We start from the raw sequence: 19,684 nt of genomic DNA on the forward strand, positions 1-19,684 counted from the left end.
ATCACCGTTGATGGTTACATTTTCAATGGTTACAAATGAAACCAGTCTGGTCAACTCAGAGCTTCCCTTCGGACGCTCCGGGACTATGAATTCGGGAGGATTCCATGACCTTTTCCTACATGCCGGGCTTCGGCAACGACTTTGAAACCGAAACCCTGCCCGGCTCGCTGCCGCAAGGGCGGAACTCGCCGCAACGGCCGGCCTATGGCCTCTATGCCGAGCAGCTTTCCGGCTCTCCTTTCACCGCGCCGCGCGGCACCAATGAGCGCTCCTGGCTTTATCGGATAAGGCCGAGCGTCAGGCACACCGGCCGCTTCAAAGCGGCGAATTATCCGCTTTGGAAAAGCGCGCCGAACGTCGGCGACCACCGGCTCGCGCTCGGCCAATATCGCTGGAGCCCAGTTCCGATGCCGACCGAGCCGACCGATTTCATTGCCGGCATGCGCTCGATCACCACCGCCGGCGACGTGCTCGGCCAGACCGGCATGGCGGCACATGTCTATGTCGCCAACCGTTCGATGGCCGACGATCATTTCTTCAACGCCGACGGCGAGTTGCTGGTCGTGCCGCAGGTTGGAGCCTTGCGCTTCGTCACCGAGATGGGTGTCATCGAACTCAGGCCGGGCGAGATCGCCGTGCTGCCGCGCGGCCTGGTGTTCAAGGTCGAACTGGTGGATCCGCAAGTGCGCGGCCATGTCTGCGAGAATTACGGCGCCAAGCTGACGCTGCCGGATCGCGGCCCGATCGGCGCCAATTGCCTGGCCAATCCGCGCGATTTCAAGACGCCCTGCGCCTGGTTCGAGGACAAGGACACGCCCTGTCGGCTGATCGCGAAATGGTGTGGCCAGTTCCATGTCACCGAGATCGACCATTCGCCGCTGGATGTGGTGGCGTGGCACGGCAATTATTCGCCCTATAAATATGATCTTGCGACCTTTTCGCCGGTCGGCGCGCTCCTGTTCGACCATCCCGATCCGTCGATCTTCACCGTGCTGACCGCGCCGAGCGGCGAGGAAGGCACCGCCAATATCGATTTCGTCATCTTCCCGCCGCGTTGGCTGGTCGCCGAAGATACGTTCCGCCCGCCCTGGTATCACCGCAACATCATGAGCGAGTTCATGGGCCTCATACATGGTCAGTACGATGCCAAGGAAGAGGGCTTCGTGCCCGGCGGCATCAGCCTGCACAACATGATGCTGGCTCACGGACCCGATGCACCCGGCTTCGAAAAAGCCTCGCGCGCGGAGCTGAAGCCGGTCAAGCTCGACCACACCATGGCCTTCATGTTCGAAACACGCTTTCCGCAGATGGTGACCCGCTATGGCGCCGAGCTCGAAACCCGGCAGGACAACTACATCGACTGCTGGGCCGACCTGAAGAAACGCTTCAACGGGACGCCAGAGGGCGACTGGTCTTGAGCGCCGTCGCATGACGGATCGTCTGGTGCTTCTGGGTTCGAAGGGTGGCCCGGCGCTGCGGCCGGGCGGGCCGTGGCCGAGTTCGTCACTGCTGGAGATTGGCGGCCGCACCATCGTCGTCGATTGCGGGCTGGGCGTAACGCGCGGGCTGACCGATGCCGGCATCAGCCTGAAGGCGCTCGACCTGATCTTCATCACGCATTTGCACTCCGACCATGTTCTGGAACCCGGACCTCTCATCCACACCGCCTGGACCGCCGGCCTGCCGGCGCCCGTCACTTTATTCGGCCCGCCCGGCATCGGCCATTATTGGCAGCGCTTTTGCCAGGCAATGGAATTCGACATCGAGATCCGCATCGCCGATGAAGGCAGGCCGGATATCCGCGACCTGGTCTCGATCGTCGAGTTTGGTGAAGGCCACGTGGTCGGGGAGCGCGGTCTCAAAATATCGGCGCTGCGTGTCGACCACCCGCCGGTGACGGATTGCTTTGCGCTGCGCTTCGATCATGCGGGGCAAGGCATCGTCTTTTCGTCGGATACGGCGTTCTTTCCGCCATTGGCGGATTTCGCCGAGGGCGCCGACGTCCTGGTCCACGAGGCCATGCTGGAAGAGGGTATCGAGCGGCTGGTCGCGAAGACCGGCAACGGCGCAAGGCTGAGGGAACACCTGCTTGCCAGCCACAGCTTTGCCGAGGAAGCGGGTCGCATCGCCACCGATGCAGGCGTCAACAGACTGGTCCTCAACCATCTCATTCCCGCCGACGATCCCGAGATCGGCGAGGCCGACTGGATTGCCGCCGTGAGGAAAACATGGGCCGGCGACTTGACGATCGCCCGCGACGGCCTTGTTGTGGGGCTGGAGCATGATCCCGAAAAGTGGAACCGGTTTTCGGAAGAGATCATGCGTAGAACAAAAAGCAGCGCCAAAGCTGCGCCAGGAGAGGAAACCGCATGAAGCTTGCCACATTGAAGGACGGGACGCGCGACGGAAAGCTCGTCGTCGTCTCGCGCGACCTGACGCGGTTTACCGATGCTTCGTTCCTGGTGCGGACGCTGCAGGCCGCGCTCGACGACTGGCATCGGATCGCGCCGCATCTCGCTGCGATGGCCGAATCGCTCGAGAATAATGCGGTGCCGTCTGCCCGCTTTCACGAGCATGACGCCCATTCGCCGCTGCCGCGCGCCTATCAATGGGCCGACGGCTCGGCCTATGTGAACCACGTCGAGCTGGTGCGGAAGGCGCGCGGCGCCGAGATGCCGGCAAGCTTCTGGACCGATCCGCTGATCTACCAGGGCGGCTCGGACGCTTTCCTCGCACCGCGCGACCCAATCCGCATGACCGACGAGACCCTTGGCATCGACATGGAAGGAGAGGTCGCCGTCATCGTCGACGACGTGCCGATGGGTGCAGGCCTCGACCAGGCGCGGGCGGCGATCCGGCTGGTCATGCTGGTCAACGATGTAACGCTGCGCGGCCTGACCGGACCCGAGCTCGCCAAGGGGTTCGGCTTCTACCAGTCGAAACCGTCATCGGCCTTTTCGCCGGTTGCGGTGACGCCGGACGAGCTGGGCGATGCCTGGGACGGCGGCAAGGTCAGCCTGCCGCTGCTGGTCGATCTCAACGGCAAACCGTTCGGCCGGGCGAACGCCGGCATCGACATGACCTTCGATTTTCCGGCGCTGATTGTCCATGCCGCAAAAACGCGGCCGCTGGCCGCCGGCACCATTATCGGTTCGGGCACCGTCTCCAACAAGCTCGACGGCGGGCCGGGCAAGCCTGTCTCGGCGGGCGGCGCCGGCTATTCCTGCATCGCCGAGCTGCGTATGATCGAGACCATCGAAACCGGCGAACCGAAAACGCCGTTCCTGCGCTTTGGCGATAGCGTGCGTATCGAGATGAAGGACCGGGGTGGGCATTCGATCTTCGGCGCCATCGAGCAGAAGGTCGAGAAGTACGAGGGGTAAGAGAATGACAGGCGAGACGTTCTATCTGCTGTGCGGTGCCTGGGCTCTTGCCATGCTGGCGATCTTCATCCAGGCAATCAGGCTGAGCTACCGCATCGAGGCGCGCTCGCCCGGCCTGACCAACCGCAGCGGCTTTCCGCGCAAGGCGATGATGTTTCACACCGTCACCAACACGAATGTCGCGCTGGACGAGGAAACGCAAGGCATGCGGCGGCGCATGATCGGGCTGCTGCTGATTGTTTTGGCTGGGTTTGCGCTTCTATGGGCGGGTGTGTCGCTATTCCGGGTCGCGCCGTGAAGTCATGGACCTGCTGAACCATTTCCGCCGCATGGCGCGCAACAATCTGTGGTCCAACGACCGGCTCTATCGTGCCGTGCTGCAGCTTGAGCCCGGCGAATTCGAGGCTGAAAGGATAAGCTTCTTCCCATCGATCAAGGCAACGCTCAACCACATCCTGGCGGTCGATCATCTCTATCTCGGTTTTCTCGAAGAGGGCCGTGTCGGCGCTGCCGCCTATGATGGCTTCGTGCCCTTCAATGATCCCGAGGCACTGTTTGTTGCCCAGGTCGCGGCCGACCGGCGGCTGATCGCCTTTTGCGACCGCCTGTCGGCCGACGATCTCGAGCGCCGCGTTCTCACCGACCGGCGCGAGGACGGCATGATACCGGAACGGATCGGCGATCTGCTCGCCCATCTCTTCATCCACGACATCCATCATCGCGGCCAGGTGCACGCGATGCTGTCCGGCACCTCGGTGAAGCCGCCGCAACTCGACGAGTTCTTCCTCGATTATGATCTGAAACTCAGGAAAGCCGAGGTCGAGAGGTTGGTGCTCCAAGGTCGCAATTAGTTGTAGTTACGAAAATTGTTGACTTAATTATTGTAGGTACATAAATTCTGATGAAGATCGTTTGGGACGAACCAAAACGGTTGGCCAACATTGACAAGCACGGCTTGGATTTTGCGGCGCTTGATGACGAGTTTTTTCTTGCCTCGACAGTCCGCACTGCCAAGGCCGGTCGTCTCATGGCAATTGGCCGGATCATCGATGGCATCGTTGCGGTGGTGTTTGCCCGGCTCGGTTCCGAGGGCATCTCGATAATTTCGATGCGCCCGGCAAGTCCCGCGGAAAGGAGATTGTTCAATGGCAAAGCGTAAGGTGCGCACCGAGTTCGAAGCTGGTCGCGGCTACAGCAAAGAAGACTGGGAAGCCGTTTCGGAGAATCCGGAATGGACAGAGGAGGATTTTCGAAACGCTCGTCCTTTCGCCGAAGCGTTCCCTGAACTTGCCGAAAGCATTCGCCGTTCGCGCGGCCGGCCGGCTCTCGATAATCCGAAGAAGCAGGTAACACTCCGTCTCGACAGTGACGTAGTCGCCCGCTTTCGTGCCGGCGGCCCCGGCTGGCAGAGCCGCATCAACGAGATTCTGCGCAAAGCCGCCGGCCTCGCCAAATAGACGTTTGCCTGTGACAGCGTCATTTGGCATACCTGTCCCATTCGGGACCGAGTTCGTCAAAATCGTCGGCAATCCTGATTTTGCCCTTCATGGCGCCGATACGAGGCAGGGACTCGGGCACGGCTAGCGGCACGAGGCGCGCCGCAACCTTGCCGCGACGGGTAATCACAATCTCTTCGCCAGCTTCCGCGCGGCTGACGAGTTCCGACAGTCTTGCCTTGGCCTCTGCGATAGCAATGTTCATGGCCAAAGTCTGAGCTACTACTGACCGAATCGCAAGAAGTCCGGTGCAGCCTTACTCCGCCGCCTGCACCTTCAGCACGCCGCGCTTGATCTGGTCCTGCTCGATCGATTCGAACAAAGCGCGGAAATTGCCCTCGCCAAAGCCTTCGTCGCCCTTCCTCTGGATGAACTCGAAGAAGATCGGGCCGATCACGGTTTTCGAAAAGATCTGCAGCAGGATCTTGGTCGTGCCGCCGTCGACCACGCCTTCGCCGTCGATCAGGATACCGTGCTTCTTCATGCGCTCGATCGGCTCTTCATGGCCGTTCACGCGGGCATAAGACATGTCGTAATAGGTCTCGGGCGGGCCCGGCATGAACTTCAGGCCGTTGGCGGCCAGCCTGTCGGTGGCACCGTAGATGTCGTCGGTGCCGACGGCGATGTGCTGGATGCCCTCGCCATTATACTTCTTCAGATATTCGGCGATCTGGCTGGTCTCGTCCTTGGACTCGTTGAGCGGGATGCGGATCTTGCCGCAGGGCGAGGTGATGGCGCGGCTGACCAGGCCGGTGATCTTGCCGTCGATGTCGAAGAAATGGATCTGCTTGAAGCCGAACAGGTCTCGGTAGAAATCCCACCATTTGTCCATCTGGCCGCGATAGACATTGTGGGTCAGGTGGTCGAGATAATAGAAGCCGACGCCTTCCGGCCTGGGGTCGCGCTCGCCCAGCCAGTCGAACTCGGCGTCGTAAGCCGAGCCCTTCTCGCCGTAGGTTTCGATGAAATAGAGCAGCGACCCGCCGATACCGACGATCGCCGGCACATCGAGCGTCTTGTCGTTGCCTTCATAGGGCGTCGCGCCCTTGGCCACCGCGTGATCGAAGGCATGCGTTGCATCGACCACCCGCCACGCCATCGAGGCGGCGCAAGGGCCGTGCTTGTCGACGAATTTCATGGCATGCGAGCCGGGTTCGGCATTGACGACATAGTTGATGTCGCCCTGCCGCCAGACGGTGATGTCCTTGCTGCGGTGCTTGGCCACCGGCACATAGCCCATGCGGGTGAAAAGCTCGGCGAGCTTTTCCGGCTCGGCATGCGCGAATTCGACGAACTCGAAGCCGTCGGTACCGGCGGGATTGGTTTTGCTGATCTTGGCGGGCGGTGCGTCGTGCGGGAAGGGACCCATGGCATTGCTCCGAAATCTGGAACTGGCCGCGTCGGCCATCTGAACGCAATTATAGCGCGGAGCGAGTGCAAATTGCTTGCATTCAAACGCTTGAAATGGTCTGATCATGCGCGAGTTGTGCACTGCGGACCCGAAATTCATGGATGAGGCGCGCATCGACCAGTTTGACCGCAAGATAATGGCTCTGTTGCAGGGCGATGCACGGCTGACCAACAACGATCTGTCGGAACGGGTGAACCTGTCCGCGTCGCAGTGCTCGCGTCGTCGCCAGCGGCTGGAGGAGGACGGCTATATCAAGGGCTACCGGGCGGTGCTCGACCGCGACAAGCTCGGTTTTTCCCTGGTCAATGTCATCTCGGTGACGCTCGCCACCCACAACCGCGACAATGCGCGGCGCTTCGGCGAATTGGTGGCGCGGCTGCCGCAAGTGCAGGAAGCGCACGCGCTGACCGGCGAGATGGACTATATATTGAAAGTGGTGACGCCCGACCTGAAGTCGCTGTCGGAATTCGTCAACGGCGTGTTGCTGCCGCACGAATCGGTGCAGCATGTGAAGACCGCGATTGTGCTCGAAACGCTGAAGGAAACCGGCGCGCTGCCGATTTAGCCCGGACGGCTTTTCGTTAGATTAGATATGGCGGAGGGACAGCACCCCCCTCTGGCCTGCCGGCCATCTCCCCCTCAAGTGGGGAGATTGGCAGCTTTGACCTGCTGCCCAACTCCGCAACGCTGAAAATTGGCGAAAGCCAACGCGACATCCAATCTCCCCACTTGAGGGGGAGATGTCCGGCAGGACAGAGGGGGGTGTGAAGGATCGCCACAGTGCGGAACTTGACTTCCTCCGCTCGGAATGTGAGGCCTCTCACCCCTTCGACTGCTGGATCAGCCCATAAAGATTAGTGCAGCGGGCGCCGGACCGGCAGTAAGCGAAGACCGGGCCTTCGAGTTCGTCAAGCGCCTCGGCCTGGTCCTCGACATTCTCGGCCGTGATCTGGCCGCTGATGACCGGGATGTAGCGGAAGGCGAGCCCGGCGCCCTCGACCGCCGCCTTGACGGTGTCGGCCGATGGCTGGCCGGGCTGCTCGTCGTCCGGCCGGTTGCAGATCACGCTCTTGAAGCCGGCGGCCTTGATGGTCGCGACATCTTCGGGCTGGATCTGGCCCGAGACTGAATAGTCCTCGCTTATCTGACGGTATTCCATGGCTGGGGTCCTCGCAATCTGGTTAGCGGCAGTCTTGCCACTCCCTGACCCGGTCGGCAATCCGCGCGAAAAGAAATCCATCCGCAGATAGAGATTTCGATGCCAGAAATCCAGCCGGGCTAACGCCGCATGTCGCCAGGACGCATCATGCGCCAACCCGGCTGGATGAACCGGATCGGTCGGCTCAGCTTCCTAGGATCGCGCCTTTGATCTGGGCGATGTTGTTGTGCATCAGATCGATATAGGTCGCGGCCGGGCCGTCGGGCTGCGACAACGCATCGGAATAGAGTGTGCCGCCCACCTTGATGCCGGTCTCGCTGGCGATCTGCTCGATCAGCCGCGGGTTGGTGATGTTCTCGACGAAGATCGCCGCCGCCTTGTCCTGTTTCACCTGGCTGACCAGCTTGGCGACGTCGGCAGCGGAGGGCTCCGACTCGGTCGACACGCCTTCCGGGGCAAGGAACGTCAAGCCGTAGGCCTGCTCGAAATAGCCGAAGGCGTCATGCGAGGTGATGACGACGCGCTTCTCCTGCGGGATCGACTGGATCGCCGCCTGCACTTCGCCCTCAAGCGCCTCGAGCTTCTGCGTATAGGCGGCTGCATTGGCCTTGTAGCTGTCGCAACCCGCAGCGTCGGCCGTGCAAAAGGCGTCGGCGATGTTCTTCACATAGATCTTGGCATTGGCGATCGACTGGAAGGCATGCGGATCGGTGACCGTCTTGCCGCCATCGGTTTCCGCGCCTTCGGCGACATCGGCCTCGGCGAATTCGGGTTTGAAATTGATCGGCGTGACCCCCTTGGTCAGCACGGCGACAGTCGCCTTGGTGGCGCTGGCGTCGACCAGGCGCTGCAGAAAACCTTCGAAATGCAGGCCGTTGACCAGCACGATGTCGGCCTTGGCCATCGCCACCGCATCGGCGGGGCTCGGCTCGTAGACGTGGGCGTCGCCGTCCGGCCCGACGATGGTGGTCAGATCGATGCGGTCGCCGCCGACATTCTTGGCGAAATCGGCGATGATCGTGAAGCTGGCGACCACTTTCAACGGCTCTGCGAAGGCCGAAGATGCGCCAAAGGCGGTTAATGTTATAACGCTCACGGCCAAAGCGGCGCGGATCGATTTCAGCATGGACAGGTTCTCCTTGTTGGGATCAGGCAGTTCTGTGGCGGTGATGAACGATGCGGGCACGCAGGATGCCGCGCGTGCCGAACAGGATCGAGGCGAAATAGACGACGCCGGCGGACAGGATGATGGCCGGGCCGGAGGGCAGCGACGCATGGTAGGACAACAGCAGCCCGGCAATGCAGGAGGCAAAGCCGATCACTGTGGCCAACACGCACATCGGCTCGACGCGCGAGGTCCAGAAGCGGGCCGCCGCCGCCGGCAGCATCATCAGCCCGACCGACAGCAAGGTGCCGAGCGCCTGGAAGCCGCCGACGAGATTGAGCACGACGAGGCCGAGAAAGATGAAATGCACCGGGCTGCCCATCCGGCTGACCGAGCGCAGGAACAAAGGGTCGAGGCATTCGGCGACCAGCGCCCGCCAGAAGATGGCGAGGCTGACCAGCGTCACCACGACGATGCCGCCGATCAGCGTCAGCGCCTCGTTGTTGAGCGCCAGCACGGTGCCGAAGAGCACATGCATGAGATCGACGCTGGAACCGCGGATCGATACCATGAGCACGCCGATGGCCAGCGAAATCAGATAGAAGGCCGCCATCGAGGCGTCCTCGCGCTGAATGGTGAAGCGCGAGACGGCGCCGGCGCCGAGCGCCACGATGATGCCGGCGATCAGTCCGCCGATAGTCATCGGCAGGATCTCCAGGCCATAGAACAGGAAGCCGGCGGCAGCACCGGGCAGGATGGCATGCGCCATGGCGTCGCCGGACAGGCTCATGCGCCGCAGCATCAGGAACACGCCGACCGGGCAGGCGCCGAGCGACAGCATCATCGAACCGGCGAGCGCCCGCTGCATGAAGGCGTAGTCGGCGAAAGGAGCGACGAAAAGACCGTAAAGCACGTCCATCATGCCGTCCTCGGCCCGGAGCCGTGATAATGGTCGTGGTCATGGCCGTGCTCGTGGCCACCGTGCTGGTGATCATGCTCGCCGGGCTCACACCATGGCGCGTTGTCCTCCCAGGCTTCGTGGAAGCGGCGCGCGCGCAACAGATTCTCCGGCTGCAGCGTCTCCCTGGTCTCGCCCCAGGCGATCGGCTGGCGCGCCAGCAGCAGTGTTTCGGGGAAATTCTGCCGCACCAGATCGAGATCGTGGACCACAACCATGATCGTGCGTTCCTCGCCGTGCCAGCGCTTGATCAGCGCGATCAGGTCACCGACCGTCTTGGCATCGACGGCGTTGAACGGCTCGTCGAGCAGGATGAGCTCGGCATCCTGCAACAGCACGCGGGCAAACAGCGTGCGCTGCAGCTGGCCGCCCGACAGTGTGTCGATCGGCCGCTTCTCGAAGCCGCCGAGGCCGACGGCCATCAGCGCCTTGCTGACAGAGTCGCGATCTTCCCTCGTATAACGGCCGAGCATGCCGCGCCGCGGCCACAGACCAAGCGAAACCAGGTCGACGACCCGGGCCGGAAAGGAGCGGTCGAGTTCCGATTGCTGCGGCAGATAGGCGGCGCGTACGCCGGGCGCCCGGATCACCGCGCCGGCCATCGGCTTCAGGACGCCGACAATGCCCTTCATCAGCGTTGATTTGCCGGAGCCGTTGGCGCCGACGACCGCCGTCAGCGATCCCTTGCGGATCGTACCATTGAGGTGGTGGACCGCAGGATGGCTGTTGTAGCCCAGCGTCAGGTCGCGGAAGGTCAGGCAGGTTTGGCTCATGTGACGATCCATGGGGGCGATGATCGGCGCTGCAGGGGCGGATTCGATATGTGATGTTATTACATTAGTCAACAAGCCAATCGGGCGGAATTGCGGCCGGGCCGTCTTGTTGTGTGCTTTGGCTTGGCTCAAGAAGTTCCGCTCGAGCGGCCTTGCCCCCGGCGAACCCGGCCCCTAAACAGGCACCGACAAGAGGAGAAGGAATATCCAATGAGCATTCGTCGTATCGATGTAGGCCCGCGCATGAGCCAGATCGTCATCCACGGCAACACCGTCTATCTGGCCGGTCAGGTCGGCAAGCCGGGCGGAAACGTCGGTGCCCAGACCAGGGACATTCTGGCGGCGATCGACGAATTGCTGGCCAAGGCCGGCACCGACAAAACCAAGATCCTGCAGGCGATCATCTGGCTGGCCGACATGAGCACCTTTGCCGAGATGAACGCGGAGTGGGACAAATGGGTACCGCAAGGCAACACGCCGGCCCGCGCCACCGGCGAAGCGAAGCTTGCCGGACCGGAATATCTGGTCGAGATTATTGTTACCGCGGCGATTTGAGGCGTAGCGCTTTCCCTTCTCCCCTTGCGGGAGAAGGTGGCCGAGCGAAGCTCGGTCGGATGAGGGGTGTTGGACGGATCGCTACGCCGATATTTTAAACACCAAAAATCATTCGATATTTTTAACGTCTCATTCCTTCCAGCACCCCTCATCCGTCTCGGCGCTGCGCGCCGATCCACCTTCTCCCACAAGGGGAGAAGGGGGCGTGTCACTACCCCTGCGACGGCGTGAACCGCGCCACTAGCGTGTGGCTCTCGGCCGCATAGGTGAAGCGGACATGGGTGACAGGGTGCTCGGCGCTCCATGTCCGCCGCTCGATCACCAGGCACGGTGCGCCCGTCGCGATGTCGAGTGCCGCCGCTACGTGCTTTTCGGCGGCAACCGCGCGGATGCGATGCTCGGCCGCACTCCACGGCACACGGCCGATCAGCCACGGACCGGGCGCGGTGTCGAAAAACGCCTCTTCGGCGGCCTCCGGCACGGCAGCCAGGTTGATCAGCCGCTGCTCGTGGGCGAACGGCCGCTTGCCGGCGAAATGCCGGCATTCCAGCACCAGCACCGGCCCGGCGACGTCGAGTTCCAGCAGGGCGCGGTCGTCGGCGCTGCTGCGCCTTCTGTTTCGCGCTATGCGCTCATAGCGGTAGGGCAGGCCAAGTGCCTCGACCTCGATCCGGATGTCGTGGATTTCGAGAACGGCTGCCTGCGACTGCGGCCGGCGGACATAACTGCCGGAGCGACGCCGGCGCTCGATCAGCCCGGCCTTGGCCAGTTGCGACAGCGCCTTGTTCACTGTCATGCGCGAACAATTGTATTCGGCCGTCAGTTCATGCTCGAACGGAATGCGGTGGCCGGGCGCCCAGGCACCCGACAGGATCCGTTCGCTGATGTCCGACAGGATGCGCTGGTGCAGCGAAAGAACCTCGCCGCCGTCCGCGCTTCCAGAATTCGCGCTTATTGTCCCGATCATGCTCATGCCGAAAGCGCTGTCATCACCTTGCGGAACCGCTCGGCGATGGCATCGCGCCTGGCATGCATGCCGCCGCTGACCAGTTTCTTGCCATGCACCCAGACGCAATCGACCTTGGTGCCGTTGGCAAAAATCCAGGCATCAAGGATTGCATCGCCCGTCTTGCCGGCCAGCGATGGATGCTTGCCGTCGAGCGAGACGAAATCGGCCGAGGCACCTGCTGCGATCTGCGAGAGGCCGGCGCCCAACGCGGCACTGCCACCATCGAGCGCTGCATCGAACAAAGCACGGCCGGTCGAGCCACCGGCCACCGCCAGCACGTTGCGGGCGCGGTGGGCCAGGCGCTGCGAATATTCGAGCTGCCGCAACTCGTCCGGCAGGCCGATCAGTACGTTTGAATCCGAGCCGATGCCGAAGCGGCCGCCATGCTGCATGAACAAGGACGCGGCAAAGGTGCCGTCGCCGAGATTGGCCTCGGTGATCGGGCAAAGACCGGCAACGGCGCCGCTTTTCGTCATTTGCACCGTCTCGGTCTCGGTCATGTGGGTGGCGTGGATGAGGCACCAGCGCCGGTCGACCTTGGCGTTGGCAAGCAGCCATTCGACCGGCCGCGCGCCGGACCAGGCAAGACAATCCTCGACCTCCTTCATCTGCTCGGCGATGTGGATGTGGATAGTCCCCTCCGGCGCCATCACCGTGATGTTTTCCAGTTCCTCCGGTGTCACGGCACGCAGGCTGTGCGGGGCGACGCCCACGACGCCTTGATTCAGCGCGCGAATGGATTCGCGGCATTTCTCAACAAGCCGCGAGAACTGGTTCACATCGTTGATGAACCGGCGCTGGCCTTCATTTGGCGCAGCGCCGCCGAAAGAGGAATGCGCGTAGAACACCGGCAGCAAAGTCAGCCCGATGCCTGTCTCGGACGCTGCGGCAACGATGCGCTGCGCCATCTCGGCGATGTCAGTATAGGGCCGGCCGTCGCGGTCGTGGTGTAAATAATGAAACTCGCCGACGCGCGAGAACCCGGCCTCCAGCATCTCGACATAGAGCTGGGCCGCGACCGCCTCGACCTGGTCCGGCGTCATCGACAGCGCGAAACGGTACATCACCTCGCGCCAGCTCCAGAAACTGTCGGCGGAAGGGCCGCGCAATTCGGCAAGGCCGGCCATGCCGCGCTGGAAGGCATGGCTATGCAGGTTCGGCATGCCGGACAAAAGGATGGCACGGCGCTCGTCGCCAGGCAGGGGCGAGGTATTCGCCTCGACCGTGGCGATCCTGCCGTCGGAGATGACGATCCGCACATTGCTGTGCCAGCCGTCGGGCAGAAGCGCCTGTTCCGCAAAGATTGCTGTCACGTTTTTCTCCAAATCCCGGTCTGCCGTGCGATGATAGCGCTTGCAGTGCCTTTTCATATGTATATACATAATCGTCACCTATTGAAACGGAAAAGATGATGGCTGCAGAGAGCAAAAGCCGGGCAGGAGAGCTTCGCCTCTGGCGCAATGCGCGCCTCGCGACCATGGCCGAAAGCAGCCCCGGGTCAGGCGTCGTCGAGCACGGTGCGGTCGCCGTGCGCAACGGCCGGATCGTCTATGCCGGGGCGCAAGGCGACATGCCGGCAGCACTTAGCAAAGGCGCCGAGGCGACCGACTGCGAAGGCCGCTGGATTACGCCCGGCCTGATCGACTGCCATACCCATCTGGTCCATGCCGGCAACCGTGCCAATGAATTCGAGATGCGGCTGGCGGGCGCCAGCTATGAGGAGGTTGCCAAGGCCGGCGGCGGCATCGTTTCCTCGGTCAAGGCACTGCGCGCCGCCAGCGAGGACGAACTGGTCGGCCAGTCGCTGCCGCGCCTCGACGCGCTGATCGCCGAAGGCGTCACCACCGTCGAGATTAAATCCGGCTACGGTCTCGACCTCCAAAACGAGAAGAAGTCGCTGCGCGCCGCACGACGGCTGGGCGGTGAACGGCCGGTGACGGTCAGGACCACTTTCCTCGGCGCTCATGCACTGCCGCCCGAAGCAAAAGGCGACAAGGACGCCTTTATCGATCTTGTCGCCAACGAGATTTTGCCGGCCGTCGCTGCCGAGGGCCTGGCCGATGCCGTCGACGGTTTTTGCGAAGGCATTGCCTTTTGGCCGGAGCAGATCGCCCGCGTGTTCGATGCCGCGAAGGCGGCGTGCCTGCCGGTCAAGCTCCATGCGGACCAACTGTCCAATCTGCACGGCGCCGAACTTGCGGCGCGCTATGGTGCGCTATCGGCCGACCACCTCGAATACACCGACGAGGCCGGTGCGGCGGCGATGGCGAAGGCCGGAACCTTGGCGACCATCCTGCCCGGCGCCTACTACTTCATTCGCGAGACCAAGAAGCCGCCGATCGCCTTGTTTCGCCAGCATGGCGTCAGGATGGCCGTTGCCACCGATAACAATCCCGGCACGTCGCCGCTGACCTCGCTGCTGCTGACCATGAACATGGCCGCGACATTGTTTGGCCTGACCGTCGATGAATGCCTTGCCGGCGTTACCCGCGAGGCTGCCCGCGCGCTCGGGCTGCTTGGACAGACCGGCACGCTGGAGGCCGGAAAATCGGCCGATCTGGCGATCTGGAACGTCGAGCGCCCGGCCGAACTCGTCTACCGCATGGGCTTCAACCCGCTGCATGCCCGCATCTGGAGGGGACAATGACCGAACTCAAGCTAAGGCCGGGCAATGCCACGCTGGCCGATTGGCGCGCCATCTATCGCGGCGCCGCACTGAGGCTCGACGATGCCTGCCGGCCGAAGATCAAGGCCAGCGCCGAGGCCGTCGCCAGGATCGTTGCCAAGGGCGAGCCGGTCTATGGCATCAATACCGGCTTCGGCAAGCTGGCCAGCGTCCGCATCCCCGCCGCCGATCTGGAAACGTTGCAGCGAAACATCGTGCTGTCTCATGCCGCCGGCGTCGGCGAGCCGATGCCCGTCGCAATCTGCAGGCTGATGATGGCGCTGAAGCTGGCCAGCCTGGCACAGGGCGCCTCCGGCGTGCGGCCGCGGACGATCGAACTGATCGAGGCGATGCTGGCCAACGACGTTATCCCCGTGGTGCCGGCGCAAGGCTCGGTCGGCGCTTCCGGCGACCTTGCGCCGCTGTCGCACATGACCGCCGTGATGATCGGCGTCGGCGAGTGCTTTACCCCGCATGGCCGCTTTCCCGCCAAGGTCGCCTTCGTTTCGCATGGGTTGGAGCCGGTGACACTGGGCGCCAAGGAAGGCCTGGCGCTGCTCAACGGTACCCAGTTTTCGACCGCCTATGCGCTTGCCGCTTTGTTCGAGGCGGAAGTGCTCTACCAGTCGGCACTGGTCGCCGGCGCGCTGTCGACCGATGCCGCCAAGGGCTCCGACGCTCCGTTCGATCCACGCATCCATCTGCTCAGGAAACATCGCGGCCAGATCGAGACGGCCGAGGCGTTGCGCAATTTGATGGCCGGCAGCGCCATCCGTGAATCGCACCGCGTCGGCGACGAGCGCGTGCAGGATCCGTATTGCCTGCGCTGCCAGCCGCAGGTGATGGGCGCAGCACTCGACGTGCTCCGCAAGGCCGCCGAGACGCTCGGCACCGAGGCCAACGGCGTCACCGACAATCCGCTGATCTTTGCCGAGGACGACTCCGCACTTTCGGGCGGCAATTTCCATGCCGAGCCGGTCGCCTTCGCCGCCGACATGATCGCACTCGCCGTCTGCGAGATCGGCTCGCTGTCGGAGCGGCGCATCGCCATGCTGGTCGATCCGGCGCTGTCGGGCATGCCGGCCTTTCTCACGCCCAAGCCGGGTCTGAATTCCGGTTTCATGATCCCTCAGGTCACGGCGGCAGCACTGGTTTCTGAAAACAAGCAAAAGGCCTATCCGGCCAGCGTCGATTCGATCCCGACCTCGGCCAACCAGGAAGACCACGTCTCGATGGCGGCGCATGGCGCGCGCCGCCTCATCGGCATGGTCGAGAATGCGACGGCCGTCATCGGCATCGAATTGCTGGCCGCCGCGCAAGGCTGCGATTTCCACGCACCGCTGGCCTCGAGCGCGGCCCTGGAGGCGGTGCGCCGGCTGGTCAGGGCAGAGGTGCCGCATCTCGACAACGACCGGCACTTCCACCCCGACATGGAGAAGGCCATCGCCATGATACGCAGCGGCGCGGCGGTGAAGACCGCGGGTGCGGTGAAACTGCCGGGCGTTGCGTCATGAGGCGGTGTGCCGTGACAGGTCGCGTTCTGTCGCGCCCCCCTCTGTCCTGCCGACGTCCAGCCAGAAACAAAAAACCCGCCTCAAAGGCGGGTCGTCGGGCCGAATCAGCACCATACCGAAATTAGTAGCATAGCTGCCGGCACAAAGCAAGAACAAAATGCGTCGCAGCGGGAAGAAAAATGCGAATTCCCTGCGCTGCCGCGCCTTATCGGCAAACCCGACGTCGGTACGCTAGGTCGAGTTCCTTCGCGCCCCCCTCTGCCCTGCCGGGCATCTCCCCCTCTAGTGGGGAGATTGGCAGCTGCGGCGCCTCGCTCAATCCTGCAACGTTGGAGACTGGCGGAAGCCAGTGTGACGGCCAATCTCCCCACTAGAGGGGGAGATGTCCGGCAGGACAGAGGGGGGCGCCGTAGAGCTCCAACGCGGGAAAATCTTCTATGACCTCACCCTCCTGGCTCACCGTCACCCAAGGCACAGCACCCCTGCTGGTTTCGATCCCGCATACCGGCATCGATCTCGCCGGCCTCGACAGCCGGCTGGTCTCGCCCTGGCTCGGCCGCCGTGACGCCGACTGGTGGATCGACAAGCTTTATGACTTCGCCGAGAGCCTCGGCGCGACGGTCGTGCATACGGCGATTTCGCGCACCGTTATCGACGTCAACCGCGATCCGTCCGGCGTTTCGCTCTATCCCGGCCAGACGACGACTGGGCTCTGCCCGACAGAGACCTTTGACGGCGATCAGCTCTACCGCAAGGGTGAAGAGCCGGGACCGTCGGAGATCGACGAACGCCGCGAGAAGTTCTTCGTACCCTATCATGCCGCTCTGCAGGCCGAGATCGACAGGCTGCGCGCTTTGCATGGGAAGGTCGTCGTCTATGACTGCCATTCGATCCGCTCGGTGCTGCCGCGCCTTTTCGAAGGCAAATTGCCGGTCTTCAATCTCGGCACCAATGACGGCAAGAGCGCCGATCCGACGCTGCAAGCGACGGTTGGCCGGATCCTCGCCGAAACCGGCGAGAGCTACGTCGTCAACGGCCGCTTCAAGGGCGGCTGGATCACGCGCCATTTCGGCCAGCCGCTAGCCGGCGTCCACGCGCTGCAGATGGAACTCTCCAACCGCGGCTATATGCGCGAGCCCGAAGGCAAGGGCGAACCGGCTAACTGGCCGGTGCCTTACGAGGCCGAATTCGCGGCGCCGATCCGCGTCACGCTGAAGAAGATCCTGGAAACCGCGATCGCCTGGGCCGAACGCTGACGCGCGGTGCACCTCACTCGAAAGGGACAATCATGACCGATCCTCGCCACAACATCCGTGAAGTGCGCAGCCCGCGCGGCAGCGAGCTCAACGCCCGCACCTGGCTGACGGAAGCGCCGTTGCGCATGCTGATGAACAATCTCGACCCAGACGTCGCCGAAAACCCCAACGAGTTGGTCGTCTATGGCGGCATCGGCCGGGCGGCGCGCACCTGGAACGATTTCGACCGCATCGTTGCCTCGCTGAAGACGCTTGGCGACGACGAGACGTTGTTGGTGCAATCGGGCAAGCCGGTCGGCGTGTTCCGCACTCATCCTGACGCCCCGCGCGTGCTGATCGCCAATTCCAACCTGGTGCCGCACTGGGCGACATGGGAGAAATTCAACGAGCTCGATAAAAAGGGCCTGATGATGTACGGCCAGATGACGGCCGGCTCGTGGATCTACATCGGCACGCAAGGCATCGTGCAGGGCACCTACGAGACCTTCGTCGAGGCCGGCCGCCAGCATTATGGCGGCAATCTCAGGGGCAAGTGGATCCTGACCGGCGGTCTCGGCGGCATGGGCGGTGCCCAGCCGCTCGCCGCGGTCATGGCCGGCGCCTGCTGCCTGGCCGTCGAATGCGATCCCGACCGCATCGATTTCCGGCTGCGCACCCGCTATGTCGATGAGCGCGCCGACACGCTCGACGAGGCCTTGGAAAAGATCGAGCGCTGGACCAAAGCCGGTGAGGCGAAATCGGTTGGCCTGGTCGGCAACGCCGCCGACATCCTGCCGGAACTGGTGCGGCGCGGCGTGCGCCCCGACATCGTCACCGACCAGACCTCGGCGCATGACCCGCTCAACGGCTATCTGCCCAAGGGCTGGTCGCTGGCCGAGTGGCGCGAGAAACGCACCAGCGACCCGAAGGCCGTTGAAAGAGCTGCCCGCGCGTCGATGCGCGAGCATGTCGAGGCGATGGTGGCGTTCTGGAATGCCGGCGTGCCGACGCTCGACTACGGCAACAACATCCGCCAGGTGGCGAAGGAGGAGGGGTTCGAGAATGCTTTTGCCTTCCCGGGTTTCGTGCCGGCTTATATCCGTCCGCTGTTTTGCCGCGGCATCGGCCCGTTCCGCTGGGCAGCGCTTTCCGGCGATCCCGAGGATATCTACAAGACCGACGCCAAGGTGCGCGAGCTGACCCCCGGCAACACCCATCTGCACAACTGGCTCGACATGGCGCGTGAGCGCATCGCCTTCCAGGGACTGCCGGCGCGCATCTGCTGGGTTGGGCTTGGCGATCGCCACCGGCTCGGCCTCGCCTTCAACGAGATGGTCGCCAGGGGCGAACTGAAGGCGCCGGTGGTCATCGGCCGCGATCACCTCGATTCCGGCTCGGTCGCCTCGCCGAACCGCGAGACGGAGGCGATGAAGGACGGCTCCGATGCCGTCTCCGACTGGCCGTTGCTCAATGCCTTGCTCAACACGGCGTCCGGCGCCACCTGGGTGTCGCTGCACCATGGCGGCGGCGTCGGCATGGGCTTTTCGCAGCATGCCGGCATGGTCATCGTCGCCGACGGCACGCCCGAGGCGGCCAAGCGCCTGGAAAGGGTTCTGTGGAACGATCCGGCGACCGGCGTCATGCGCCACGCCGATGCCGGCTATGACATCGCGATCGAGTGCGCCCGGGAGAACCAGCTCAACCTGCCCGGCATTTTGGGCTGAGCCGCGCCTTGCGCATCCTTCGGGCAGCCGAATACCGGCCGATGCCGTGGAAGAACGGCGGCGGGGTGACGACGGAGATTGCCGTCTCGCCGCCAGGTGCCGGGCTCGACGATTTCGACTGGCGCGTCTCGATGGCGCTGGTCGAGGGCGGCGGCCCATTTTCCGGATTTGCCGGCGTCGACCGGACCTTGGCGTTGCTGGAAGGCGAGGGCATGATCCTCGACATCGCCGGCCGGCTACCGGTCGAAATCACCAAGGCTTCCGCACCGCTTGCCTTTCCGGCCGACGTGCCGACGCAAGCCACGCTGATCGCCGGTCCGATCACCGACCTCAACGTCATGACCCGCCGCGCCCGGGCGATCCACACGGTCGAGCGCCTGCTGATTTCGGCTCCGACGGAGATCCAGGCCGAAGCCGATGAAACACTCATCCTGTGCGTCGACGGCGAACTCAGCGTGGCCGGCGCGGCGCCCATGCAACTTGGGCCGCTCGACGCGCTGTTGCTCGGGGCGCAAGCGCCGGAACTGCGCCTGGATCCGGTCCGGCCGGCCATGCTGTTCGTGATCCGCATCGACCGCATTGCCGGCAACGATTAACGTCTGTTGCCAAACATGATCGTGACGCCGGCCAAATATCGCGTAAGCTGGTCGCTGCATCACGAAAAAGCCTGAATCTTCCGCCGATCAGAAGCCGAAAC

At 63.4% G+C, this 19,684-nt stretch carries 22 protein-coding genes; 14 read left to right on the forward strand and 8 right to left on the reverse strand.

Features of this window, described 5'->3' with window-relative positions; all coding sequences use genetic code 11:
- The first annotated feature begins 104 nt into the window (after nucleotides 1-104).
- Genes hmgA through NKI47_RS20365 form a run of 7 tightly spaced genes read left to right on the forward strand, consistent with a single transcriptional unit; the run spans nucleotide 105 to nucleotide 4,840 of the window.
- Nucleotides 105-1,418 carry a homogentisate 1,2-dioxygenase gene (gene hmgA, locus NKI47_RS20335; protein ID WP_352593136.1) on the forward strand — a complete coding sequence of 438 codons (1,314 nt, stop codon included), beginning with the start codon at nucleotides 105-107 and terminating at the stop codon, nucleotides 1,416-1,418.
- A 10-nt stretch (nucleotides 1,419-1,428) separates the two neighbouring features.
- Entirely contained in the window at nucleotides 1,429-2,373 is a 945-nt protein-coding gene (locus NKI47_RS20340; protein WP_352593139.1) for an MBL fold metallo-hydrolase, read from the forward strand.
- Nucleotides 2,370-3,383 carry a fumarylacetoacetate hydrolase family protein gene (locus NKI47_RS20345; protein WP_352593142.1) on the forward strand — a complete coding sequence of 338 codons (1,014 nt, stop codon included), beginning with the start codon at nucleotides 2,370-2,372 and terminating at the stop codon, nucleotides 3,381-3,383. Before NKI47_RS20340 ends, NKI47_RS20345 begins: the two co-directional genes overlap by 4 nt.
- Nucleotides 3,384-3,387: 4 nt before the next feature.
- Nucleotides 3,388-3,681 carry a hypothetical protein gene (locus tag NKI47_RS20350; protein ID WP_352593145.1) on the forward strand — a complete coding sequence of 98 codons (294 nt, stop codon included), beginning with the start codon at nucleotides 3,388-3,390 and terminating at the stop codon, nucleotides 3,679-3,681.
- Between the two features lie 4 nt (nucleotides 3,682-3,685).
- Nucleotides 3,686-4,234, forward strand: a complete 549-nt coding sequence (locus NKI47_RS20355) for a DinB family protein (protein WP_352593148.1) — start codon at nucleotides 3,686-3,688, stop codon at nucleotides 4,232-4,234.
- 50 nt (nucleotides 4,235-4,284) lie between these two features.
- On the forward strand, nucleotides 4,285-4,542 hold the full coding sequence (locus NKI47_RS20360; protein WP_352593151.1) for a BrnT family toxin: 258 nt from the start codon (nucleotides 4,285-4,287) through the stop codon (nucleotides 4,540-4,542).
- Complete coding sequence (locus NKI47_RS20365) at nucleotides 4,529-4,840, forward strand: BrnA antitoxin family protein (protein ID WP_352457131.1); 312 nt, start codon at nucleotides 4,529-4,531, stop codon at nucleotides 4,838-4,840. Before NKI47_RS20360 ends, NKI47_RS20365 begins: the two co-directional genes overlap by 14 nt.
- A 19-nt stretch (nucleotides 4,841-4,859) precedes the next feature.
- Here NKI47_RS20365 and NKI47_RS20370 read toward each other — a convergent pair whose 3' ends face one another.
- Nucleotides 4,860-5,084 (reverse strand): type II toxin-antitoxin system Phd/YefM family antitoxin, encoded by a 225-nt coding sequence (locus NKI47_RS20370; protein WP_352593154.1) that lies wholly within the window; start codon nucleotides 5,082-5,084, stop codon nucleotides 4,860-4,862.
- Between the two features lie 51 nt (nucleotides 5,085-5,135).
- The gene (gene hppD / locus NKI47_RS20375) at nucleotides 5,136-6,248 is read right to left on the reverse strand and encodes a 4-hydroxyphenylpyruvate dioxygenase (RefSeq protein ID WP_352593157.1); all 1,113 of its coding nucleotides are present in this window, start codon (nucleotides 6,246-6,248) and stop codon (nucleotides 5,136-5,138) included.
- A gap of 139 nt (nucleotides 6,249-6,387) precedes the next feature.
- On the opposite strand from hppD, the gene NKI47_RS20380 reads away from it, so the two are divergent.
- Nucleotides 6,388-6,855, forward strand: coding sequence for an Lrp/AsnC family transcriptional regulator (locus NKI47_RS20380; protein WP_023674409.1), 468 nt, complete (start codon nucleotides 6,388-6,390; stop codon nucleotides 6,853-6,855).
- Between the two features lie 255 nt (nucleotides 6,856-7,110).
- On the opposite strand, the gene NKI47_RS20385 is transcribed toward NKI47_RS20380, so the two are convergent.
- The 4 genes from NKI47_RS20385 to aztA all read right to left on the reverse strand — a co-directional run bounded on the left by NKI47_RS20385 (nucleotide 7,111) and on the right by aztA (nucleotide 10,285).
- Nucleotides 7,111-7,449 carry a protein tyrosine phosphatase family protein gene (locus tag NKI47_RS20385; RefSeq protein WP_023674411.1) on the reverse strand — a complete coding sequence of 113 codons (339 nt, stop codon included), beginning with the start codon at nucleotides 7,447-7,449 and terminating at the stop codon, nucleotides 7,111-7,113.
- 184 nt (nucleotides 7,450-7,633) lie between these two features.
- Nucleotides 7,634-8,575, reverse strand: a complete 942-nt coding sequence (aztC, locus tag NKI47_RS20390; protein WP_023674412.1) for a zinc ABC transporter substrate-binding protein AztC — start codon at nucleotides 8,573-8,575, stop codon at nucleotides 7,634-7,636.
- Nucleotides 8,576-8,597: 22 nt separating this feature from the next.
- Nucleotides 8,598-9,473, reverse strand: a complete 876-nt coding sequence (gene aztB, locus NKI47_RS20395; RefSeq protein ID WP_023674413.1) for a zinc ABC transporter permease AztB — start codon at nucleotides 9,471-9,473, stop codon at nucleotides 8,598-8,600.
- Nucleotides 9,473-10,285, reverse strand: coding sequence for a zinc ABC transporter ATP-binding protein AztA (gene aztA / locus NKI47_RS20400; protein WP_023674414.1), 813 nt, complete (start codon nucleotides 10,283-10,285; stop codon nucleotides 9,473-9,475). The genes aztB and aztA overlap by 1 nt, the downstream gene beginning before the upstream one ends.
- A gap of 210 nt (nucleotides 10,286-10,495) precedes the next feature.
- Here aztA and NKI47_RS20405 point away from each other — a divergent pair, with 210 nt between their 5' ends.
- Nucleotides 10,496-10,840 (forward strand): RidA family protein, encoded by a 345-nt coding sequence (locus NKI47_RS20405; RefSeq protein ID WP_023674415.1) that lies wholly within the window; start codon nucleotides 10,496-10,498, stop codon nucleotides 10,838-10,840.
- Nucleotides 10,841-11,051: 211 nt separating this feature from the next.
- Here NKI47_RS20405 and hutC read toward each other — a convergent pair whose 3' ends face one another.
- Both hutC and NKI47_RS20415 read right to left on the reverse strand, forming a co-directional pair.
- Nucleotides 11,052-11,813 carry a histidine utilization transcriptional repressor HutC gene (gene hutC, locus NKI47_RS20410; RefSeq protein ID WP_352593160.1) on the reverse strand — a complete coding sequence of 254 codons (762 nt, stop codon included), beginning with the start codon at nucleotides 11,811-11,813 and terminating at the stop codon, nucleotides 11,052-11,054.
- Nucleotides 11,810-13,162, reverse strand: coding sequence for a formimidoylglutamate deiminase (locus NKI47_RS20415; RefSeq protein ID WP_352593163.1), 1,353 nt, complete (start codon nucleotides 13,160-13,162; stop codon nucleotides 11,810-11,812). Before NKI47_RS20415 ends, hutC begins: the two co-directional genes overlap by 4 nt.
- A 98-nt stretch (nucleotides 13,163-13,260) precedes the next feature.
- On the opposite strand from NKI47_RS20415, the gene hutI reads away from it, so the two are divergent.
- The 5 genes from hutI to NKI47_RS20440 all read left to right on the forward strand — a co-directional run bounded on the left by hutI (nucleotide 13,261) and on the right by NKI47_RS20440 (nucleotide 19,583).
- Entirely contained in the window at nucleotides 13,261-14,496 is a 1,236-nt protein-coding gene (gene hutI, locus NKI47_RS20420; protein WP_352593166.1) for an imidazolonepropionase, read from the forward strand.
- On the forward strand, nucleotides 14,493-16,028 hold the full coding sequence (gene hutH, locus NKI47_RS20425) for a histidine ammonia-lyase (RefSeq protein WP_023674419.1): 1,536 nt from the start codon (nucleotides 14,493-14,495) through the stop codon (nucleotides 16,026-16,028). The genes hutI and hutH overlap by 4 nt, the downstream gene beginning before the upstream one ends.
- 437 nt (nucleotides 16,029-16,465) lie before the next feature.
- Nucleotides 16,466-17,284 (forward strand): N-formylglutamate deformylase, encoded by an 819-nt coding sequence (gene hutG / locus NKI47_RS20430; protein ID WP_023674420.1) that lies wholly within the window; start codon nucleotides 16,466-16,468, stop codon nucleotides 17,282-17,284.
- A gap of 32 nt (nucleotides 17,285-17,316) precedes the next feature.
- On the forward strand, nucleotides 17,317-18,987 hold the full coding sequence (hutU, locus tag NKI47_RS20435) for a urocanate hydratase (RefSeq protein ID WP_352593169.1): 1,671 nt from the start codon (nucleotides 17,317-17,319) through the stop codon (nucleotides 18,985-18,987).
- A gap of 8 nt (nucleotides 18,988-18,995) precedes the next feature.
- Entirely contained in the window at nucleotides 18,996-19,583 is a 588-nt protein-coding gene (locus NKI47_RS20440; protein ID WP_023674422.1) for a HutD/Ves family protein, read from the forward strand.
- The last annotated feature ends 101 nt before the right edge of the window (nucleotides 19,584-19,684 follow it).

Source organism: Mesorhizobium sp. M0633 (genome assembly GCF_040320645.1).
Classification (GTDB): domain Bacteria; phylum Pseudomonadota; class Alphaproteobacteria; order Rhizobiales; family Rhizobiaceae; genus Mesorhizobium.